This is a genomic window from Stenotrophomonas sp. BR163 (genome assembly GCF_047520985.2).
Classification (GTDB): domain Bacteria; phylum Pseudomonadota; class Gammaproteobacteria; order Xanthomonadales; family Xanthomonadaceae; genus Stenotrophomonas; species Stenotrophomonas sepilia.
In genome coordinates, this window is the sequence record NZ_JAXBRE020000012.1 from 94,179 (window position 1) to 107,299 (window position 13,121).

Sequence of the window (13,121 nt, forward strand, 5' to 3'; positions counted from 1 at the left end):
ACGCTACAGGGAGCAGGCACATGCGGGACAGAATGCAGCTGGTACCGATGGTGGTGGAACGCAGCGAGCGCGGTGAGCGCTCCTATGACATCTACTCGCGGCTCCTGCGCGAGCGCATCATCTTTCTCAACGGCGAAGTCGATGACACCGTATCGGCGCTGGTCTGCGCGCAACTGCTGTTCCTTGAATCTGAAAATCCGGAGAAGCCGATCCATCTGTACATCAACTCGCCGGGCGGGGTGATCTCCAGCGGCTTGGCGATGTACGACACGATGCAATATATCTCGGCCCCGGTGCATACGCTGTGCATGGGCACCGCGCGGTCGATGGGTTCGTTCCTGCTGATGGCCGGCGAGCCGGGTCACCGCGCGGCGCTGGCCAATGCCAGCCTGCATGTGCACCAGCCGCTGGGCGGGGTGCAGGGCCAGGCTTCGGACATCTTCATCCACGCCGAGGAGATGCAGCGCACCAAGCATCGCATCACCCAGCTGTATGCGCGGCATTGCGGACGCAGTTTCGAGGAGGTCGAACAGACCCTGGACCGCGATCGGTTCATGAGCGCCGAGCAGGCATGCGAATGGGGCCTGATCGACCAGGTACTGGTACGGCGCGACGCGCCCGCGGCCTGAGCCTGTTTCTGTAACCACCGCATCCATGCTGCACTGTGTGTGCCGTGCCAGGCCGGCGCACTCTATGCTGGATGGATGTTCTGAAGTGGACGCCTGATATGGCCCTGCATACCTGGTGGTGGTTCCTGGCCACGGTCTTCGTGCTGTGCGGGACGCCCGGGCCCAACATGCTGCACATCCTTGGCCGCAGCGTCGGGCTGGGGTTCCGTGGCAGTGTGCCGGCCATGGCCGGCTGCCTGCTGGCGATGCTGCTGGTGCTGGCGGCTTCCGCAGCGGGCCTGAGTGCGCTGCTGCATTCCTCGCCGATGCTGTTCGAAGTGCTGCGCTATCTCGGTGTGGCCTACCTGGCCTGGCTCGGCATCAAGGCCTGGCGTGACAGTTGCCGGCCCGCCTCCACGGTGCGCGGCGACGCCGAGCCGCTGCTGGCGCCGGTACATGGCGCAGGAACGGTGTTCCGCGGCGGCCTGTGGGTTGGCCTGAGCAATCCCAAACTACTGCTGTTCGCCGCAGCGTTCCTGCCACAGTTCGTGGACCCGTCGCGCAGCCAGGCCGTGCAGTACAGCGTGCTGGTGGCAACCTTCGCGGCCTGCGAACTGTTCTGGTACGTGATGTACGCAGCCGGTGGCCACGGCCTGCGCCGTTGGCTTGCAAAGCCATTCGCACGGCGCTGGTTCGAGCGGCTGGTGGGAAGCGTGTTCCTGGCTTTCGCAGTGGCGTTGTTGCGCTTCCGGCCGCGTTGATTCACGCCGCACACGCGGCCCGTTCACGAGCGCCGCATCGGTGGCGGCCTAGCCTGATCGCACCGTTTGCATTCCCTGCAGGGAAAGGATCGACATGATCAAGTGGGCCATCATCTTCGCCATCATCGGCATCATCGCGGGCGTGCTGGGCTTCGGCGGCATCGCTGGCGCCGCCGTGGGCATCGCCAAGTTCCTGTTCTGGGCAGGCATCATCATCGCCGTTGTCCTGTTCCTGATCGGCATGAGCGTGGCGAAGAAGGTCAGCTAGCGCCAGTCGCGCAGCAGCGTCTTCAGTGCGCGCTGCTGCGCGAGAACAGATTGATCACCAGTACGCCGGCGCAGATCAGGCCGATCCCGATCAATGCCGGTGCATCCAGCCGCTGCTTGAACACCACCAGGCCGATCAGCGAGATCAGCACAATGCCGACGCCGGACCAGATTGCATAGGCGATGCCGGTCGGCACCGACTTCATGGTGACCGACAGCAGGTAGAAGCACAGCCCATAGCCAACCAGCGCGCCCACTGTCGGCCACAGCCGGCTCATGCCGTCCGAGGCTTTCAGCAGTGACGTGGCGATCACTTCCAGCACGATGGCGGCGGCCAGGTAGATATAGGGGTTCATCGCGGGCTCCGGGTCACTGCGGGTCGCACCGGATCAATCGTCGATGCGAGCGAAGCGCGCCTGCGGGCCGTGTTCGCCCGGAACCTGCTCGATGAACATCGGGTAGGGGCGTACCCACAGGCCGCCTTCGCCATAGCGTGCGCGATAAAGCACCATCGGTTCCAACGTCTCGCTGCTGCGGACGATGTCGAGCACCTCGTACTCGCCGCCCTTGAAGTGGCGATACCGGCCACGGGCGAGATCGGGCAGGGGAGTCAGCTCAGCCATGGCAGGGCGTGCTCACTTGCGCGCCGGGCTGGCGGGCTTGGCGCAGTACGCGTCGATGGCCTCGGCCGTGTTGGCCAGGCCCTGCGCCTGCGCCAGTTCCCAGGGGCGCTCGCAGCGCTGGCTGTGTTCGCACCACTGATAGCCGGCAGAGCCGATACAGCCGTGCGCATCACGATCGCCCCCGACCACCGGCGTCGCTGGCGACGCCTCAGCGGCATCAGCGCGCGCGGTCGCCGTGTCCTGGCTGGCACAGGCGGCCAGAGCCAGCAGGGCCGGGATCAGAAGAAGCACCTTCATGCGCGAGCTCCGTGCGTAAAGCGACATTTTCTGTCGCAAATAGCCCGTCAGCAAGCGCTCAATGCACGGCGGCGCGGATCAACTCTTCGATCAGGATCAGATAGCTGGCCACGAAATAGAACTTCAGCAACGTCGAACGCTGGTGCGAGAAGAAGGTGCGCATGTGGAAGGGGCCCCTGTTGATGACGGTAGTGTGAAGCCAGCCTGACTCCGTGACAAGGATCACGGAATGAACGGGCTAAACGGACTCAGGGATGTGAGGAAAGCCAAGATCCGACGCGAGGGCGCGGCATTTTCGTACAAATCTGATAGGCCATCCCGGAGGCGGTCGCTAGCCTGATGGTGTAACGGCAAGCGGCCAACTGCCTGCCACTGCACCCTTTCATCCGCAGGAGACTCCGATGGTCATCACCGTCCAATGCAATGCCCAGCGCTGGTCCGTACTGCATCCTCAGCTGAGCGACACCACGGGTTACGCGCGGGGCGCCGACGCCTTTGATGCCGCCGCCGCGCTGGCCCTGGAGCATCACCGCCGCACCGGCCAGCGCAGCACGGTGCGGGTCGAGGCGCTTGGCAACACGGTAGACGCGCTTTACGTTGGAGAGTGACGCCAGCCCCCTTAGTGCAGTCAGCCACGGTTGAGTTGTTTGAATGGGGGAACAACTGCCATCGCGCCTCCCTCTGTGCGCCGGGCCGTGAATCCCGGATGCTTGCGCCATCGTATTCATCTGGAGATCTCGATGGGCAAGGCACTCACCTGGCGCACCCTGGCCTGCACCCTGTTGCCGATGCTGGCGGCCGCCGGCGGCGCCCAGGCGCAGAGCTATGGCTACGGCTACGACGACGACCGCTACGGCGGCCGCGATGGCAGTGGCATCGTGCGCTGCGAGTCGGTCAAGAACCGCAGCAATGAGTGCCGCCTGGATGGCCGCGCGCGGTTGATCCGCCAATTGTCCGGTTCGCCCTGTGTGGAAGGTGAGACCTGGGGCCAGTCGCGCAACGGCGTCTGGGTCACACAGGGGTGCCGTGCCGAATTCGTCGGTGAATACCGCCGCGGCGGCGGCTGGGGCGGCAATGGCGGCGGCTGGGGCAACGGCAATGGATGGGGTGGTGGCGATGTGGTCACCTGCCATTCCAATGGCCACCGGCAGGAGTATTGCGATGCCCGCATCCGCCGGGGCGTGCGCCTGATCCGCCAGGACTCGCGCAGTGCCTGCATCGAAGGTCAGAGCTGGGGCTGGGATCGCCGCGGCATCTGGGTGAGCGATGGCTGCAGGGCGCAGTTCCAGGTGAACTGAGCTTTACGGGATCAACCCGTGAAAATCAGAATAATCTGATACAGCTCACATTTTGAACGACGTATCGTCTGTGATCAGGGCGCCCTGCGTGCCCTGATACCCGGTGATGTCGATTGCCGTAGCCGGCATCAGCATCGCGCCGCTGTCGATACGCTGCCTCAAGGAGTGAGCTGCATGTTGATCCGCCTGCAATGCGAACAGCGCCAGTGGCGCGTGCTGCACCCGGATAGGCCGGAGCCGATCGAGTTCCGTGATGGCGCACGAGCCTATGACTTTGCCGAGACCCTGGCCCGCCTGCACTTCGTCGACACCGGGCAGCGCGCCGCCGTGCGCGTGGAGGCCAGCGGGGCGTTCGTGGAAGCGGTCAGTTACGGTTGAGCGTGGGGCGCCTGCCGGGGTTCGGCCATCCACGCATGGCGTGGAACCACCTGCTTCCACCGTGGAAGGTGCGAGCCTTCGACTGCACCTTCCCGTGATGCGTGGATTCCTGATCGGCCTCAGCCTGCGGCACTCAGCGGCGGGCTGCCTGCGGCCAGCTGCGGCCAACGCTTGAGCACGGCGGCGCGGATGCCGGCCGCATCGATACCGGCTTCGGCCAGCAGGTCCTCGCGGCTGGCGTGGTGCTGGTAGCTGTCGGGCAGGCCCAGGTGCAGGATCGGACGCAGCACGCCTTCGGCATTGAGCAGTTCACCGACACCGGAACCGGCACCACCGGCCACGACGTTGTCTTCGATCGTGACCAGGCCCTCGTGCTGGGCGGCCATGGCCAGCACCAGCTCGCGATCCAGTGGCTTGATGAAGCGCATGTTGACCACGCTCAGGCCCAGTTCGCGGCCGACCTGCTCGGCGGCGGGCACGGTGCTGCCGAAGGCAAGCAGGGCGATGCGGTTGCCCTGCAGGCGCAGCTCGCCCTTGCCGATCGGCAGGGTCGACAGGTCGGTGCCGGCCGCAACGCCGGTACCCGTACCGCGCGGGTAGCGCACGGCAGCCGGACCCGGGTGCTGCAGGCCGGTGCTGAGCATCTGCCGGCACTCGGCTTCATTGGAGGGTGCCATCACCACCATGTTCGGCACGCAGCGCAGGAAGCTGAGGTCGAGGTTGCCGGCGTGGGTCGCGCCGTCCGGACCGACCACGCCAGCGCGGTCGATCGCAAACAGCACGTCCAGATCCTGGATCGCCACGTCGTGCACCAGCTGGTCGTACGCACGCTGCAGGAAAGTGGAGTAGATCGCCACCACCGGCTTGCCACCCTGGGTGGCCATGCCGGCGGCGAGGGTGACCGCGTGCTGCTCGGCGATCGCCACGTCGAAATAGCGCTGCGGATATTCCTTGCTGAAGCGCACCAGGCCAGAGCCTTCGCGCATCGCCGGAGTGATGCCGTAGAGGCGCGGCTCGGCGGCGGCGGCATCGCACAGCCAGTCGCTGAATACATCAGTATAGGTCGGCTTCTTGGCCCCGCCCTTGGCCACCAGGCCCTTGTCCGGATCGAACGGGCCCACGGCGTGGTAACCGATCTGATCGCCTTCTGCCGGCTCGTAGCCCTTGCCCTTGGTGGTCATCACATGCAGCAGCTTCGGGCCCTTGGAGGCGCGCAGCGTCTTCAGGGTGGACAACAGCGCCGGCATGTCGTGGCCGTCGATCGGGCCGGTGTAGTGGAAGCCCATTTCCTCGAACATCGTGGAGGGCACGAACATGCCCTTCCAGTGTTCTTCCCAGCGCTTCACGAAACGCGCCGGGTTGTTCTTCTTGTCACCGAGGATCTTCTTGCCACCTTCGCGCAGCGCGTTGAGCGTACGGCTGCCGGTCGCTCGGCCCAGCATCTTGGTCAGGCCGCCCACTGCCTCGGAGATCGACATGTTGTTGTCGTTGAGGATCACCAGCAGGTTCGGCTCCGGCTCCATGCCACCGGCGTGCATCAGCGCCTCGAACGCCATGCCGGCAGTCATCGCGCCGTCACCGATCACTGCCACGACCTTGCGGTCGTCGCCTTCGGACTGGCGGGCGATGGCCATGCCGAGCGCGGCCGAGATCGAGGTGGAGGAGTGGCCGACGCCGAAGGTGTCGTACTCGCTTTCCTCGCGCTTCGGGAACGGCGCGACACCGTCCTTCTGCTTGACGGTATGGATCTCGTCGCGGCGGCCGGTCAGGATCTTGTGCGGGTAGGTCTGATGGCCGACGTCCCACACCAGCTGGTCGACCGGGGTCTGGTACAGGTAGTGCAGGGCCACGGTGAGCTCGATGACGCCCAGGCCGGCGGCGAAGTGACCTCCGCTCTTGCCCACCGATTCGATGAGGTAGGCGCGCAGTTCGTCGGCGACCGCCCTCAATTCGGATTCGTCGAACGTGCGCAGGTCATCCGGTGTCTGGATGCGCGCGAGGCGGGGATAGCGGGCAGAGTCGATCATCATGTTCGCACTTTTTCTGAACGCCCATTTTCGCCCTCAAACGGGGGTGGGGCAAGCAAACGCCGCCGTCCGTGACAGGACGGTGAGGGTTGCATGTTCGGGCGTTCAGGTGCTGAGTTTCGAGCGCTTGGGTAACTGCGCCTTCAGGAAGGCCATCTGGTCGGCCAGGATGTTGCGGTTGGACAGGATCAGGTGCTCGATCCAGCTGGGCCGGTAGGGCACTGCCAGCAGGGGCATGCCGGCCTGCTGCGGGGTGCGGTCGCTCTTGCGCGAATTGCAGTGGAAGCACGCGGTGACCACGTTTTCCCAGCAGTCCAGGCCACCTTTGGACAGCGGCATGACATGGTCGCGGGTGAGCGTCGGGCGGGTGAACTGCTGGCCGCAGTACATGCACAGATGGGCGTCGCGGGCGAACAGGGCCTGGTTGGTCAGGTTCGGCGTCGGGTCGATCGCGCGGGAGCGGGCGTGGCCGCGGGCAGCGATGATCGGGTGCAGGTCCATGCCGCTCTGCAGGCCGCTGAAGCGGTTGGTGCCACCGTGGATGTGCAGGCAGGGATCGCCGAGCGTCCAGGCCACTGCCTCGCGGGCGTAGAGGCAGGCCGCATCCTGCCAGGTGATCCAGTCCAGTACGCGTCCGTGAGCATCAAGCGAGAGCAGCCGGACCGAACCGGGGCGATGCAGCGTCGTGGCGTTGGGCGATGCTTCGGCGCCCGGAGCAGAAAACGGAGCTCCGGCTTCGATCAGACCCAAGCGTGTAGTGTCTGTCTCCATCGGGAGAACAGCTTATACCTGAATCATTGCGATTTGGGTATCGCCCGGAGGGCGAAACCCAAATCGCAAGATTCAGGTCCGCGCATTCCTCCTAATCCCCGCGCCTTTGGCGCGCCCCCTTTAACAAAAGGGGGCTCTTCTCCAGATGGATTTCGGGGGGGGCATCCACGCATGCCGTGGATCTACGCAGTTCGCGGGGAACTGTCAGAGGCGGGGCGGTGTGGGGTGGCAGGACCGTTGGCGCCATGGATGGCGCCATCGAGCCCCCATGGATGGGTTTACGGCGTGTCCTGCCAGCCCACACCGCCCCGCCATCCACCGGGATGCAGCTGTTGCTGTTGCGGTTGCCGGCCAGCGGCCCGCACTACCGGTGCCGGGCGGCAGCCCGGCTCAGACGCCGAAGCGCTCGTCGTCCATCGCCATCAGCGGGGCGGCGCCGGACTGGATCGCAGCGGCGTGGCTGAGCGTGCGCGGCAGCACACGGGCGAAGTAGAACCGCGCGGTCTCGCGCTTGCCCTGGGCGAAGGCGGCGCCGTGCGCGCTGGCATCGGCGGCGGCCACGCTGCGGGCCCACCAGTAGGCCAGCACCACGTAACCCGAATAGAACAGGTAGTCGTAGCTGGCCGCGCCCAGTTCGTCCGGATTGGCGGCCGCGCGCTGCAGCACGTCCATCGTCAGCTTGCCCCATTCGGCGGCCTTGGCGCGCAGCGGGCCAATGAACTCGGTCAGCGCTTCGTTGCCCTCGTGTTGCTTGGCGAAGGCTTCGATCTCGGCCAGCATCAGCTTCAGGCCGGCGCCCTGGCTGGACGCGGTCTTGCGGCCGATCAGGTCCAGCGCCTGGATGCCGGTGGTGCCTTCATACAGCGTGGTGATTCGGGCATCGCGGGCCAGCTGTTCCATGCCGTGTTCGCGGATGTAGCCGTGGCCACCGAAGCACTGCAGGGCGTTGTAGGTGTTCTCGATGCCCCATTCGGTCTGGCAGGCCTTGGAGATCGGGGTCAGGAAGCTCACCAGGGTGTCGGCGCGCTCGCGCTCGGCCGCATCTTCGGCATGGTGGGCGACGTCGATCAGGGTGGCGGCGTGCAGCGCCAGCAGGCGGCTGCCTTCGACCAGCGACTTCACCGTCAGCAGCATGCGACGCACATCCGGGTGGACCAGGATCGGGTCGGCCGGCTTGTCAGGGAACCTGGCACCACTCAGGGCGCGCGACTGCAGGCGCTCACGGCTGTACTTCAGCGCGTTCTGGTAGGCGCGCTCGGACAGGCCGATGCCCTGCAGGCCGACCCCCAGGCGCGCGGTGTTCATCATGGTGAACATCGCCTGCAGGCCCTTGTGCGGCTGGCCGACCAGGTAGCCCTGCGCGCCATCGAAGTTCATCACGCAGGTGACCGACCCCTTGATGCCCATCTTGTGCTCGATCGAGCCGCAGCGCAGTGCGTTGCGCTCGCCGACGTTGCCGTCGCGGTCGACCTTGAACTTCGGGGTGACGAACAGCGAGATGCCCTTGGCACCCGGGGGAGCGTCGGGCAGCTTGGCCAGCACCAGGTGCACGATGTTCCCGGTCAGGTCATGCTCGCCGGCGGTGATGAAGATCTTGGTGCCGGTGATCGAATAGCTCCCATCGGCGTTCGGCTCGGCCTTGGTCTTGAGCAGGCCGAGGTCGGTACCGCAGTGCGGTTCGGTCAGGCACATGGTGCCGGTCCAGCGGCCCTCGATCAGCGGCTTGAGGAAAGCCTCGTGTTGCCAGGCCTCGCCGTGCTGCTTCAATGCTTCGATCGCGCCGTGCGAGAGCAGCGGGAAGTTGCCCCACGCCAGGTTGGCGGCGTTGATCATTTCGTTCAGCGGCACGCCCAGGGTGTGCGGCAGGCCCTGGCCGCCCAGCTCCGGCGAGGCGGTCAGGCCGGTCCAGCCGCCATCGACGAACTGGTCGTAGGCCTGCTTGAAGCCGGGCGGGGTGGTCACTTCACCGGTGGCCTGGTCGAGCACGCAGCCGATCTCGTCGCCGACGCTGTTGAGCGGGGCCAGCACGGTGGCGCTGAAGCGGCCGGCTTCCTCCAGCACGGCATCGACCACGTCGGCGGTGGCGTCGGTGAAGCCCAGGCGGGCGAACAGGGGTTCGACCTTGAGCACGTCGTGCAGCGCGAAACGGAGGTCGGAAAGCGGGGCGGTGTAGCTGCTCATCGGTACGTCTCGATTTGATCAGGGCAGGGGAGAGCGGCGCCGGGCGCCGCCACGAAAGGCGGGTTCAGCGCAGCACGCCGGGCAGGCCGGGGGCCTGGTTGAGGGTGCTGCGGCTGTTGATGTCGAAGCTGCGCTGCTTCTTCTCCTGCGGCGTGGCCGCCACCGTTCCCTTCAGGCCATAGGCCAGGGTGCGGTTGCTGGCCAGCGCATCGGCCACCACCAGGCGCGCGGCCGAGCTGGGCACGAGGTCGACATTGATGACGTCGGCGGAGGTGCCGCCGATGGAGATGCCGGGCTTGGCCTGCAGGGTGCCGGCTTCGTTGTCGCCGACGGTCAGCGCCAGCGAGACGTCATCGAAGGTCATCGGCATCGAGCTGAAGTTCTGCAGGCGCAGGGCCACGGTCCAGTTGCCGTCGGCACGCACGGTCAGCTGCTGCAGGCTGGCCGCCGGTTCCGAAACACGCTTGACGATGCCGTTGTTGCAGGCAACAAGGGCGAGGGTGCACAGGACAATCAAGGCGATACGGAAACGGTGGAGCATGGGCGCAAGTCCTCTGGAGGGGTGCGTTTGAATAAGCATACTACGGCGTATGGTCGTTTGGATCGCCTGTGGCGACCCGTCGCAGAGGGTAGCGCGTGAAGATGGTGGCCGGGCGTGCGCGGCGCCGCGGTTGCGACGCGGTTCAATCGGCGGGCGTATCGCGAAGCGGGGCCATCAGGCGCAGCGGGCGCAGGTCGTAGCCCATGGCCTCGGCTTTTTCTTTCAGCGCTTCGAAGCGTGCGCGATCCATTTCCGGCAGGCGCGAGAGGATCCACAGGTACTTTCGGTCCGGTTCACCGACCAGCGCCCACTGATAGTCCGGATCCAGCGCCAGCACCCAGTAGTCGGCCCAGACCAGCGGGACCCAGCTCAGCCAGTCCGGCGCGAAGCGCACCTGCAACTGGCCGGGATGGCCGGCCACCGCGCGAGCCACGCCTTCGGCGACCACGCGCTCACCGTCGCCGTTGCGGCAGGCGTTGGTGACACTGATGCGGCCATCGCTGCGCAGTCCGTAGTTGGCGGTGATCTCGCCCACGCACTGCTTCTGGAACGAGACCGGAAGATGCGCAATCTCGTGCCACTGGCCGGCGTAGCGATCGATGTCCAGGCGCTCGACCGCGCGCACAGGTTCAGTGGCGATCACCGGGAAAGCGGCCAGCAGCAGGCAGGCGAACAGGGCGGGGCGCAGAGGCATCGTCAGGCTCCAGGCAGGAGTCTGGAGCGTAGGTGCCGCCGCGCATGCCGGTGTAAATGTTTCGTCAACCGGGCGTGTGCGCAGGCGCCGCATCCGCCACTCGTGCAGTGCGCGAAGCACGGACAAAAAAAGACCTGCATCTCTGCAGGTCTCGAAAGATGGTGGCCGAAGACGGAATCGAACCGCCGACACGGGGATTTTCAATCCCCTGCTCTACCAACTGAGCTACTCGGCCAAACTGTGTGGCAATCACGATCAACTGCGATTCCCGAAAAAAAGACCTGCATTTCTGCAGGCTGTCGAACGTGGTGGCCGAGGACGGAATCGAACCGCCGACACGGGGATTTTCAATCCCCTGCTCTACCAACTGAGCTACTCGGCCACGTAGTTCATTGCAGCGAGGTCGCTGCCAAGGACGCGCATATTACGGAGGTCAGCCGCCTACGGCAAGCATTTTGGCAAAAAACCTTCACATTGCCGTCTGCGCAGGCGCAAGTACTTGATCCGCCGTCGCGGAGCGGGGGCGCGCTGGATGCCGATTCAACCGGGTGCGGCGGCGCGGTGATCATCGCGTGCGGCGGAATTCAGCGGGCCACGGTGATCGACAAACGCGGCGTGGCGCGGCCTGCGCGTGGACGGCACCAATACCGGACATGGAACGCTGTTTTCGTGACCGCCATGGGGGAACGCTGCGGCGTAGTGTCGGCGTTCCTTTCCTGATGCTGGCAACAGCAGAGACCGTCGTCATGTCCGACTCATCGACCACCACCCGCATCGTGCTGGCGTCGCGTCCGCAGGGGGCGCCCACCGCAGCCAATTTCCGCCTGGAGCAGGCCGCGCTGCCGCCCTTGGGCGACGGCGAGGTGCTGCTGCGCAATCGCTACCTCTCACTGGACCCGTACATGCGTGGACGCATGGATGAGGGACCGTCGTATGCCGCGCCGGTGGCAGTGGGGGCTGTGATGGAAGGCCAGACCGTGGCCGAGGTGATGCAGTCCAGGGCCGAGGGTGTCGCAGTGGGCGAACGGGTGCTGGCGCCGGGCGGGTGGCAGACCCACGCCGTGCTGCCGGCCAAGGCGCTGGGCCGCCGCCTGGACCCGGCCGGGCTGCCGTTGAGTACGGCGCTGGGGGTGTATGGCATGCCGGGCTTCACCGCCTATTCCAGCCTTCATGAAATCGCCCGCCTGCAGCCGGGAGAGACGCTGGTGGTGGCCGCCGCAACGGGGCCGGTCGGCGCGACCGTGGCGCAGTTGGCCAAGCTGCAGGGCGCGCGCGTAGTGGCTATCGCCGGTGGCGAGGCCAAGCGTGCCTATCTGCAGACGCTGGGCGTGGACGTGGCGCTGGATCATCGCGCGGCTGATTTTGCCGAGCAGCTGCGCACGGCGGTACCTGCGGGTATCGACGTGTACTTCGAGAACGTCGGGGGCCATGTGCTGGATGCGGTGCTGCCGTTGCTCAACGACTTCGCCCGCATTCCGGTGTGCGGCACCATCGCCACCTACAACAATCGTGGTGTTGCGCAGCCTGGCCCGGACCGCCTGCCGGTGCTGTTCAGCCAGATCCTGCGCCAGCGCCTGACCGTGCGCGGTTTCATCGTGCACGACTTCAAGCACCTGTGGCCGGACTTCGAGCGCGAGATGGCGCAGTGGCTGCGTGAGGGCCGCATCCAGTACCGCGAGGATGTAGTGGAAGGGCTGGAAAATGCACCGGAGGCGTTCTTCGGGCTGCTGCAGGGGCACAACTTCGGCAAGCTGGTGGTGAAGCTGGACTGAGGGCTTGGCCGATGCCGGCCAAGGTTGGCGGCTACCGGAGGTTGGGTGCGCCGACAAGGTCGGCGGCTTGCGGGTCGCGTCAGCCGTTGGCGACCTTTTCCCGGCGCAGCAGTTCGCGCTTGCGTGCCACGCCCCAGGCATAGCCGGACAGGTCGCCGTCGCGGCGCACCACCCGGTGGCAGGGCACCGCCACGGCCAGCGGATTGCTGGCGCAGGCGCGTGCCACCGCGCGGCTCGATCGCGGCGCGCCGATACGCGCGGCGATTTCGGCATATGAGGCCGTCTGTCCGCGCGGAATCTGCTGCAGCGCCTGCCATACACGTTGCTGGAAAGCCGTGCCGCGGATGTCCAGCGGCAACGTGGCGCCTCGCGAGGGATCCTCGACCAGGCCCACCACCTGTGCCACCAGTTGCTCATAGCCGCTGTCGGCCCCGACCAGTTCGGCCTGGCGGAAGCGCTGCTGCAGATTCCGCGCGGACAGACGGCCTCATATGCCGAAATCGCCGCGCGTATCGGCGCGCCGCGATCGAGCCGCGCGGTGGCACGCGCCTGCGCCAGCAATCCGCTGGCCGTGGCGGTGCCCTGCCACCGGGTGGTGCGCCGCGACGGCGACCTGTCCGGCTATGCCTGGGGCGTGGCACGCAAGCGCGAACTGCTGCGCCGGGAAAAGGTCGCCAACGGCTGACGCGACCCGCAAGCCGCCGACCTTGTCGGCGCACCCAACCTCCGGTAGCCGCCAACCTTGGCCGGCATCGGCCAAGCCCTCAGTCCAGCTTCACCACCAGCTTGCCGAAGTTGTGCCCCTGCAGCAGCCCGAAGAACGCCTCCGGTGCATTTTCCAGCCCTTCCACTACATCCTCGCGGTACTGGATGCGGCCCTCACGCAGCCACTGCGCCATCTCG

Annotated in this window: 16 protein-coding genes, 2 tRNA genes and 2 pseudogenes; 8 read left to right on the plus strand and 12 right to left on the minus strand. The window is 66.3% G+C overall.

The annotated features are described in order from the left end of the window. Positions 1-20: 20 nt before the first annotated feature. From ACM0PY_RS11995 to ACM0PY_RS12005, 3 genes are all read left to right on the plus strand, one after another. Positions 21-629: an ATP-dependent Clp protease proteolytic subunit gene (locus ACM0PY_RS11995; protein ID WP_134971696.1), complete on the plus strand. Its 609-nt coding sequence runs from the start codon at positions 21-23 to the stop codon at positions 627-629. A 98-nt stretch (positions 630-727) separates the two neighbouring features. Continuing rightward, positions 728-1,369 (plus strand): LysE family translocator, encoded by a 642-nt coding sequence (locus ACM0PY_RS12000; RefSeq protein WP_134971694.1) that lies wholly within the window; start codon positions 728-730, stop codon positions 1,367-1,369. A 94-nt stretch (positions 1,370-1,463) separates the two neighbouring features. After that, positions 1,464-1,637: a DUF1328 domain-containing protein gene (locus ACM0PY_RS12005; RefSeq protein WP_005417836.1), complete on the plus strand. Its 174-nt coding sequence runs from the start codon at positions 1,464-1,466 to the stop codon at positions 1,635-1,637. A 22-nt stretch (positions 1,638-1,659) separates the two neighbouring features. Here the strand turns inward: ACM0PY_RS12005 and ACM0PY_RS12010 are convergent, their stop codons facing one another. From ACM0PY_RS12010 to ACM0PY_RS12020, 3 genes are read right to left on the minus strand one after another with little or no spacing between them, the layout of a single operon-like run. Next, a complete protein-coding gene (locus ACM0PY_RS12010; protein WP_053499229.1) occupies positions 1,660-1,992 on the minus strand; it encodes an SMR family transporter in 333 nt (110 codons plus the stop codon). A gap of 33 nt (positions 1,993-2,025) precedes the next feature. Continuing rightward, positions 2,026-2,259 (minus strand): DUF1653 domain-containing protein, encoded by a 234-nt coding sequence (locus ACM0PY_RS12015; RefSeq protein WP_180884609.1) that lies wholly within the window; start codon positions 2,257-2,259, stop codon positions 2,026-2,028. A gap of 12 nt (positions 2,260-2,271) precedes the next feature. Next, entirely contained in the window at positions 2,272-2,556 is a 285-nt protein-coding gene (locus ACM0PY_RS12020; RefSeq protein WP_053499224.1) for a hypothetical protein, read from the minus strand. 401 nt (positions 2,557-2,957) lie between these two features. Here ACM0PY_RS12020 and ACM0PY_RS12025 point away from each other — a divergent pair, with 401 nt between their 5' ends. The 3 genes from ACM0PY_RS12025 (at position 2,958) to ACM0PY_RS12035 (ending at position 4,232) form a co-directional block, all read left to right on the plus strand. After that, the gene (locus tag ACM0PY_RS12025; protein WP_072169134.1) at positions 2,958-3,164 is read left to right on the plus strand and encodes a hypothetical protein; all 207 of its coding nucleotides are present in this window, start codon (positions 2,958-2,960) and stop codon (positions 3,162-3,164) included. Positions 3,165-3,296: 132 nt separating this feature from the next. After that, the gene (locus ACM0PY_RS12030) at positions 3,297-3,854 is read left to right on the plus strand and encodes a DUF3011 domain-containing protein (RefSeq protein ID WP_005417825.1); all 558 of its coding nucleotides are present in this window, start codon (positions 3,297-3,299) and stop codon (positions 3,852-3,854) included. 174 nt (positions 3,855-4,028) lie between these two features. Then, positions 4,029-4,232, plus strand: a complete 204-nt coding sequence (locus tag ACM0PY_RS12035) for a hypothetical protein (RefSeq protein WP_005417823.1) — start codon at positions 4,029-4,031, stop codon at positions 4,230-4,232. 119 nt (positions 4,233-4,351) lie between these two features. Here ACM0PY_RS12035 and dxs read toward each other — a convergent pair whose 3' ends face one another. The 7 genes from dxs to ACM0PY_RS12070 all read right to left on the minus strand — a co-directional run bounded on the left by dxs (position 4,352) and on the right by ACM0PY_RS12070 (position 10,828). After that, entirely contained in the window at positions 4,352-6,259 is a 1,908-nt protein-coding gene (gene dxs, locus ACM0PY_RS12040; protein WP_134971690.1) for a 1-deoxy-D-xylulose-5-phosphate synthase, read from the minus strand. Between the two features lie 105 nt (positions 6,260-6,364). Continuing rightward, positions 6,365-7,030 (minus strand): HNH endonuclease, encoded by a 666-nt coding sequence (locus tag ACM0PY_RS12045; RefSeq protein WP_032954353.1) that lies wholly within the window; start codon positions 7,028-7,030, stop codon positions 6,365-6,367. 390 nt (positions 7,031-7,420) lie between these two features. Beyond that, on the minus strand, positions 7,421-9,211 hold the full coding sequence (locus ACM0PY_RS12050; protein ID WP_180884610.1) for an acyl-CoA dehydrogenase C-terminal domain-containing protein: 1,791 nt from the start codon (positions 9,209-9,211) through the stop codon (positions 7,421-7,423). A gap of 64 nt (positions 9,212-9,275) precedes the next feature. Then, positions 9,276-9,752, minus strand: coding sequence for an LEA/WHy family protein (locus tag ACM0PY_RS12055; RefSeq protein WP_111202251.1), 477 nt, complete (start codon positions 9,750-9,752; stop codon positions 9,276-9,278). Positions 9,753-9,894: 142 nt separating this feature from the next. Beyond that, positions 9,895-10,446 (minus strand): lipocalin family protein, encoded by a 552-nt coding sequence (locus tag ACM0PY_RS12060; RefSeq protein ID WP_005417806.1) that lies wholly within the window; start codon positions 10,444-10,446, stop codon positions 9,895-9,897. Positions 10,447-10,605: 159 nt separating this feature from the next. Further along, positions 10,606-10,681: transfer RNA gene (locus ACM0PY_RS12065), tRNA-Phe, on the minus strand. Between the two features lie 71 nt (positions 10,682-10,752). Further along, a tRNA-Phe gene (locus tag ACM0PY_RS12070) sits at positions 10,753-10,828 on the minus strand. A 364-nt stretch (positions 10,829-11,192) separates the two neighbouring features. Here ACM0PY_RS12070 and curA point away from each other — a divergent pair. Continuing rightward, on the plus strand, positions 11,193-12,218 hold the full coding sequence (gene curA / locus ACM0PY_RS12075; protein WP_111202250.1) for an NADPH-dependent curcumin/dihydrocurcumin reductase: 1,026 nt from the start codon (positions 11,193-11,195) through the stop codon (positions 12,216-12,218). Positions 12,219-12,297: 79 nt separating this feature from the next. Here the strand turns inward: curA and ACM0PY_RS12080 are convergent. Then, positions 12,298-12,690 (minus strand): annotated as a pseudogene (locus ACM0PY_RS12080) (methylated-DNA--[protein]-cysteine S-methyltransferase); the annotation flags it as partial. On the opposite strand from ACM0PY_RS12080, the gene ACM0PY_RS12085 reads away from it, so the two are divergent. Next, positions 12,628-12,903 (plus strand): methylated-DNA--[protein]-cysteine S-methyltransferase, encoded by a 276-nt coding sequence (locus ACM0PY_RS12085; protein WP_495493259.1) that lies wholly within the window; start codon positions 12,628-12,630, stop codon positions 12,901-12,903. The pseudogene ACM0PY_RS12080 and the gene ACM0PY_RS12085 sit on opposite strands and share 63 nt — an antisense overlap. A gap of 79 nt (positions 12,904-12,982) precedes the next feature. On the opposite strand, the pseudogene ACM0PY_RS12090 reads toward ACM0PY_RS12085, so the two are convergent. Next, a pseudogene (locus ACM0PY_RS12090) lies at positions 12,983-13,121 on the minus strand (NADP-dependent oxidoreductase); the annotation flags it as partial.

Coding starts and splice junctions, on each gene's coding strand:
- ACM0PY_RS11995 (WP_134971696.1), top strand. CDS start 21: ATGCGGGACAGAATGCAGCTGGTACCGATGGTGGTGGAACGCAGCGAG.
- ACM0PY_RS12000 (WP_134971694.1), top strand. CDS start 728: ATGGCCCTGCATACCTGGTGGTGGTTCCTGGCCACGGTCTTCGTGCTG.
- ACM0PY_RS12005 (WP_005417836.1), top strand. CDS start 1,464: ATGATCAAGTGGGCCATCATCTTCGCCATCATCGGCATCATCGCGGGC.
- ACM0PY_RS12010 (WP_053499229.1), bottom strand. CDS start 1,992: ATGAACCCCTATATCTACCTGGCCGCCGCCATCGTGCTGGAAGTGATC.
- ACM0PY_RS12015 (WP_180884609.1), bottom strand. CDS start 2,259: ATGGCTGAGCTGACTCCCCTGCCCGATCTCGCCCGTGGCCGGTATCGC.
- ACM0PY_RS12020 (WP_053499224.1), bottom strand. CDS start 2,556: ATGAAGGTGCTTCTTCTGATCCCGGCCCTGCTGGCTCTGGCCGCCTGT.
- ACM0PY_RS12025 (WP_072169134.1), top strand. CDS start 2,958: ATGGTCATCACCGTCCAATGCAATGCCCAGCGCTGGTCCGTACTGCAT.
- ACM0PY_RS12030 (WP_005417825.1), top strand. CDS start 3,297: ATGGGCAAGGCACTCACCTGGCGCACCCTGGCCTGCACCCTGTTGCCG.
- ACM0PY_RS12035 (WP_005417823.1), top strand. CDS start 4,029: ATGTTGATCCGCCTGCAATGCGAACAGCGCCAGTGGCGCGTGCTGCAC.
- dxs (WP_134971690.1), bottom strand. CDS start 6,259: ATGATCGACTCTGCCCGCTATCCCCGCCTCGCGCGCATCCAGACACCG.
- ACM0PY_RS12045 (WP_032954353.1), bottom strand. CDS start 7,030: ATGGAGACAGACACTACACGCTTGGGTCTGATCGAAGCCGGAGCTCCG.
- ACM0PY_RS12050 (WP_180884610.1), bottom strand. CDS start 9,211: ATGAGCAGCTACACCGCCCCGCTTTCCGACCTCCGTTTCGCGCTGCAC.
- ACM0PY_RS12055 (WP_111202251.1), bottom strand. CDS start 9,752: ATGCTCCACCGTTTCCGTATCGCCTTGATTGTCCTGTGCACCCTCGCC.
- ACM0PY_RS12060 (WP_005417806.1), bottom strand. CDS start 10,446: ATGCCTCTGCGCCCCGCCCTGTTCGCCTGCCTGCTGCTGGCCGCTTTC.
- curA (WP_111202250.1), top strand. CDS start 11,193: ATGTCCGACTCATCGACCACCACCCGCATCGTGCTGGCGTCGCGTCCG.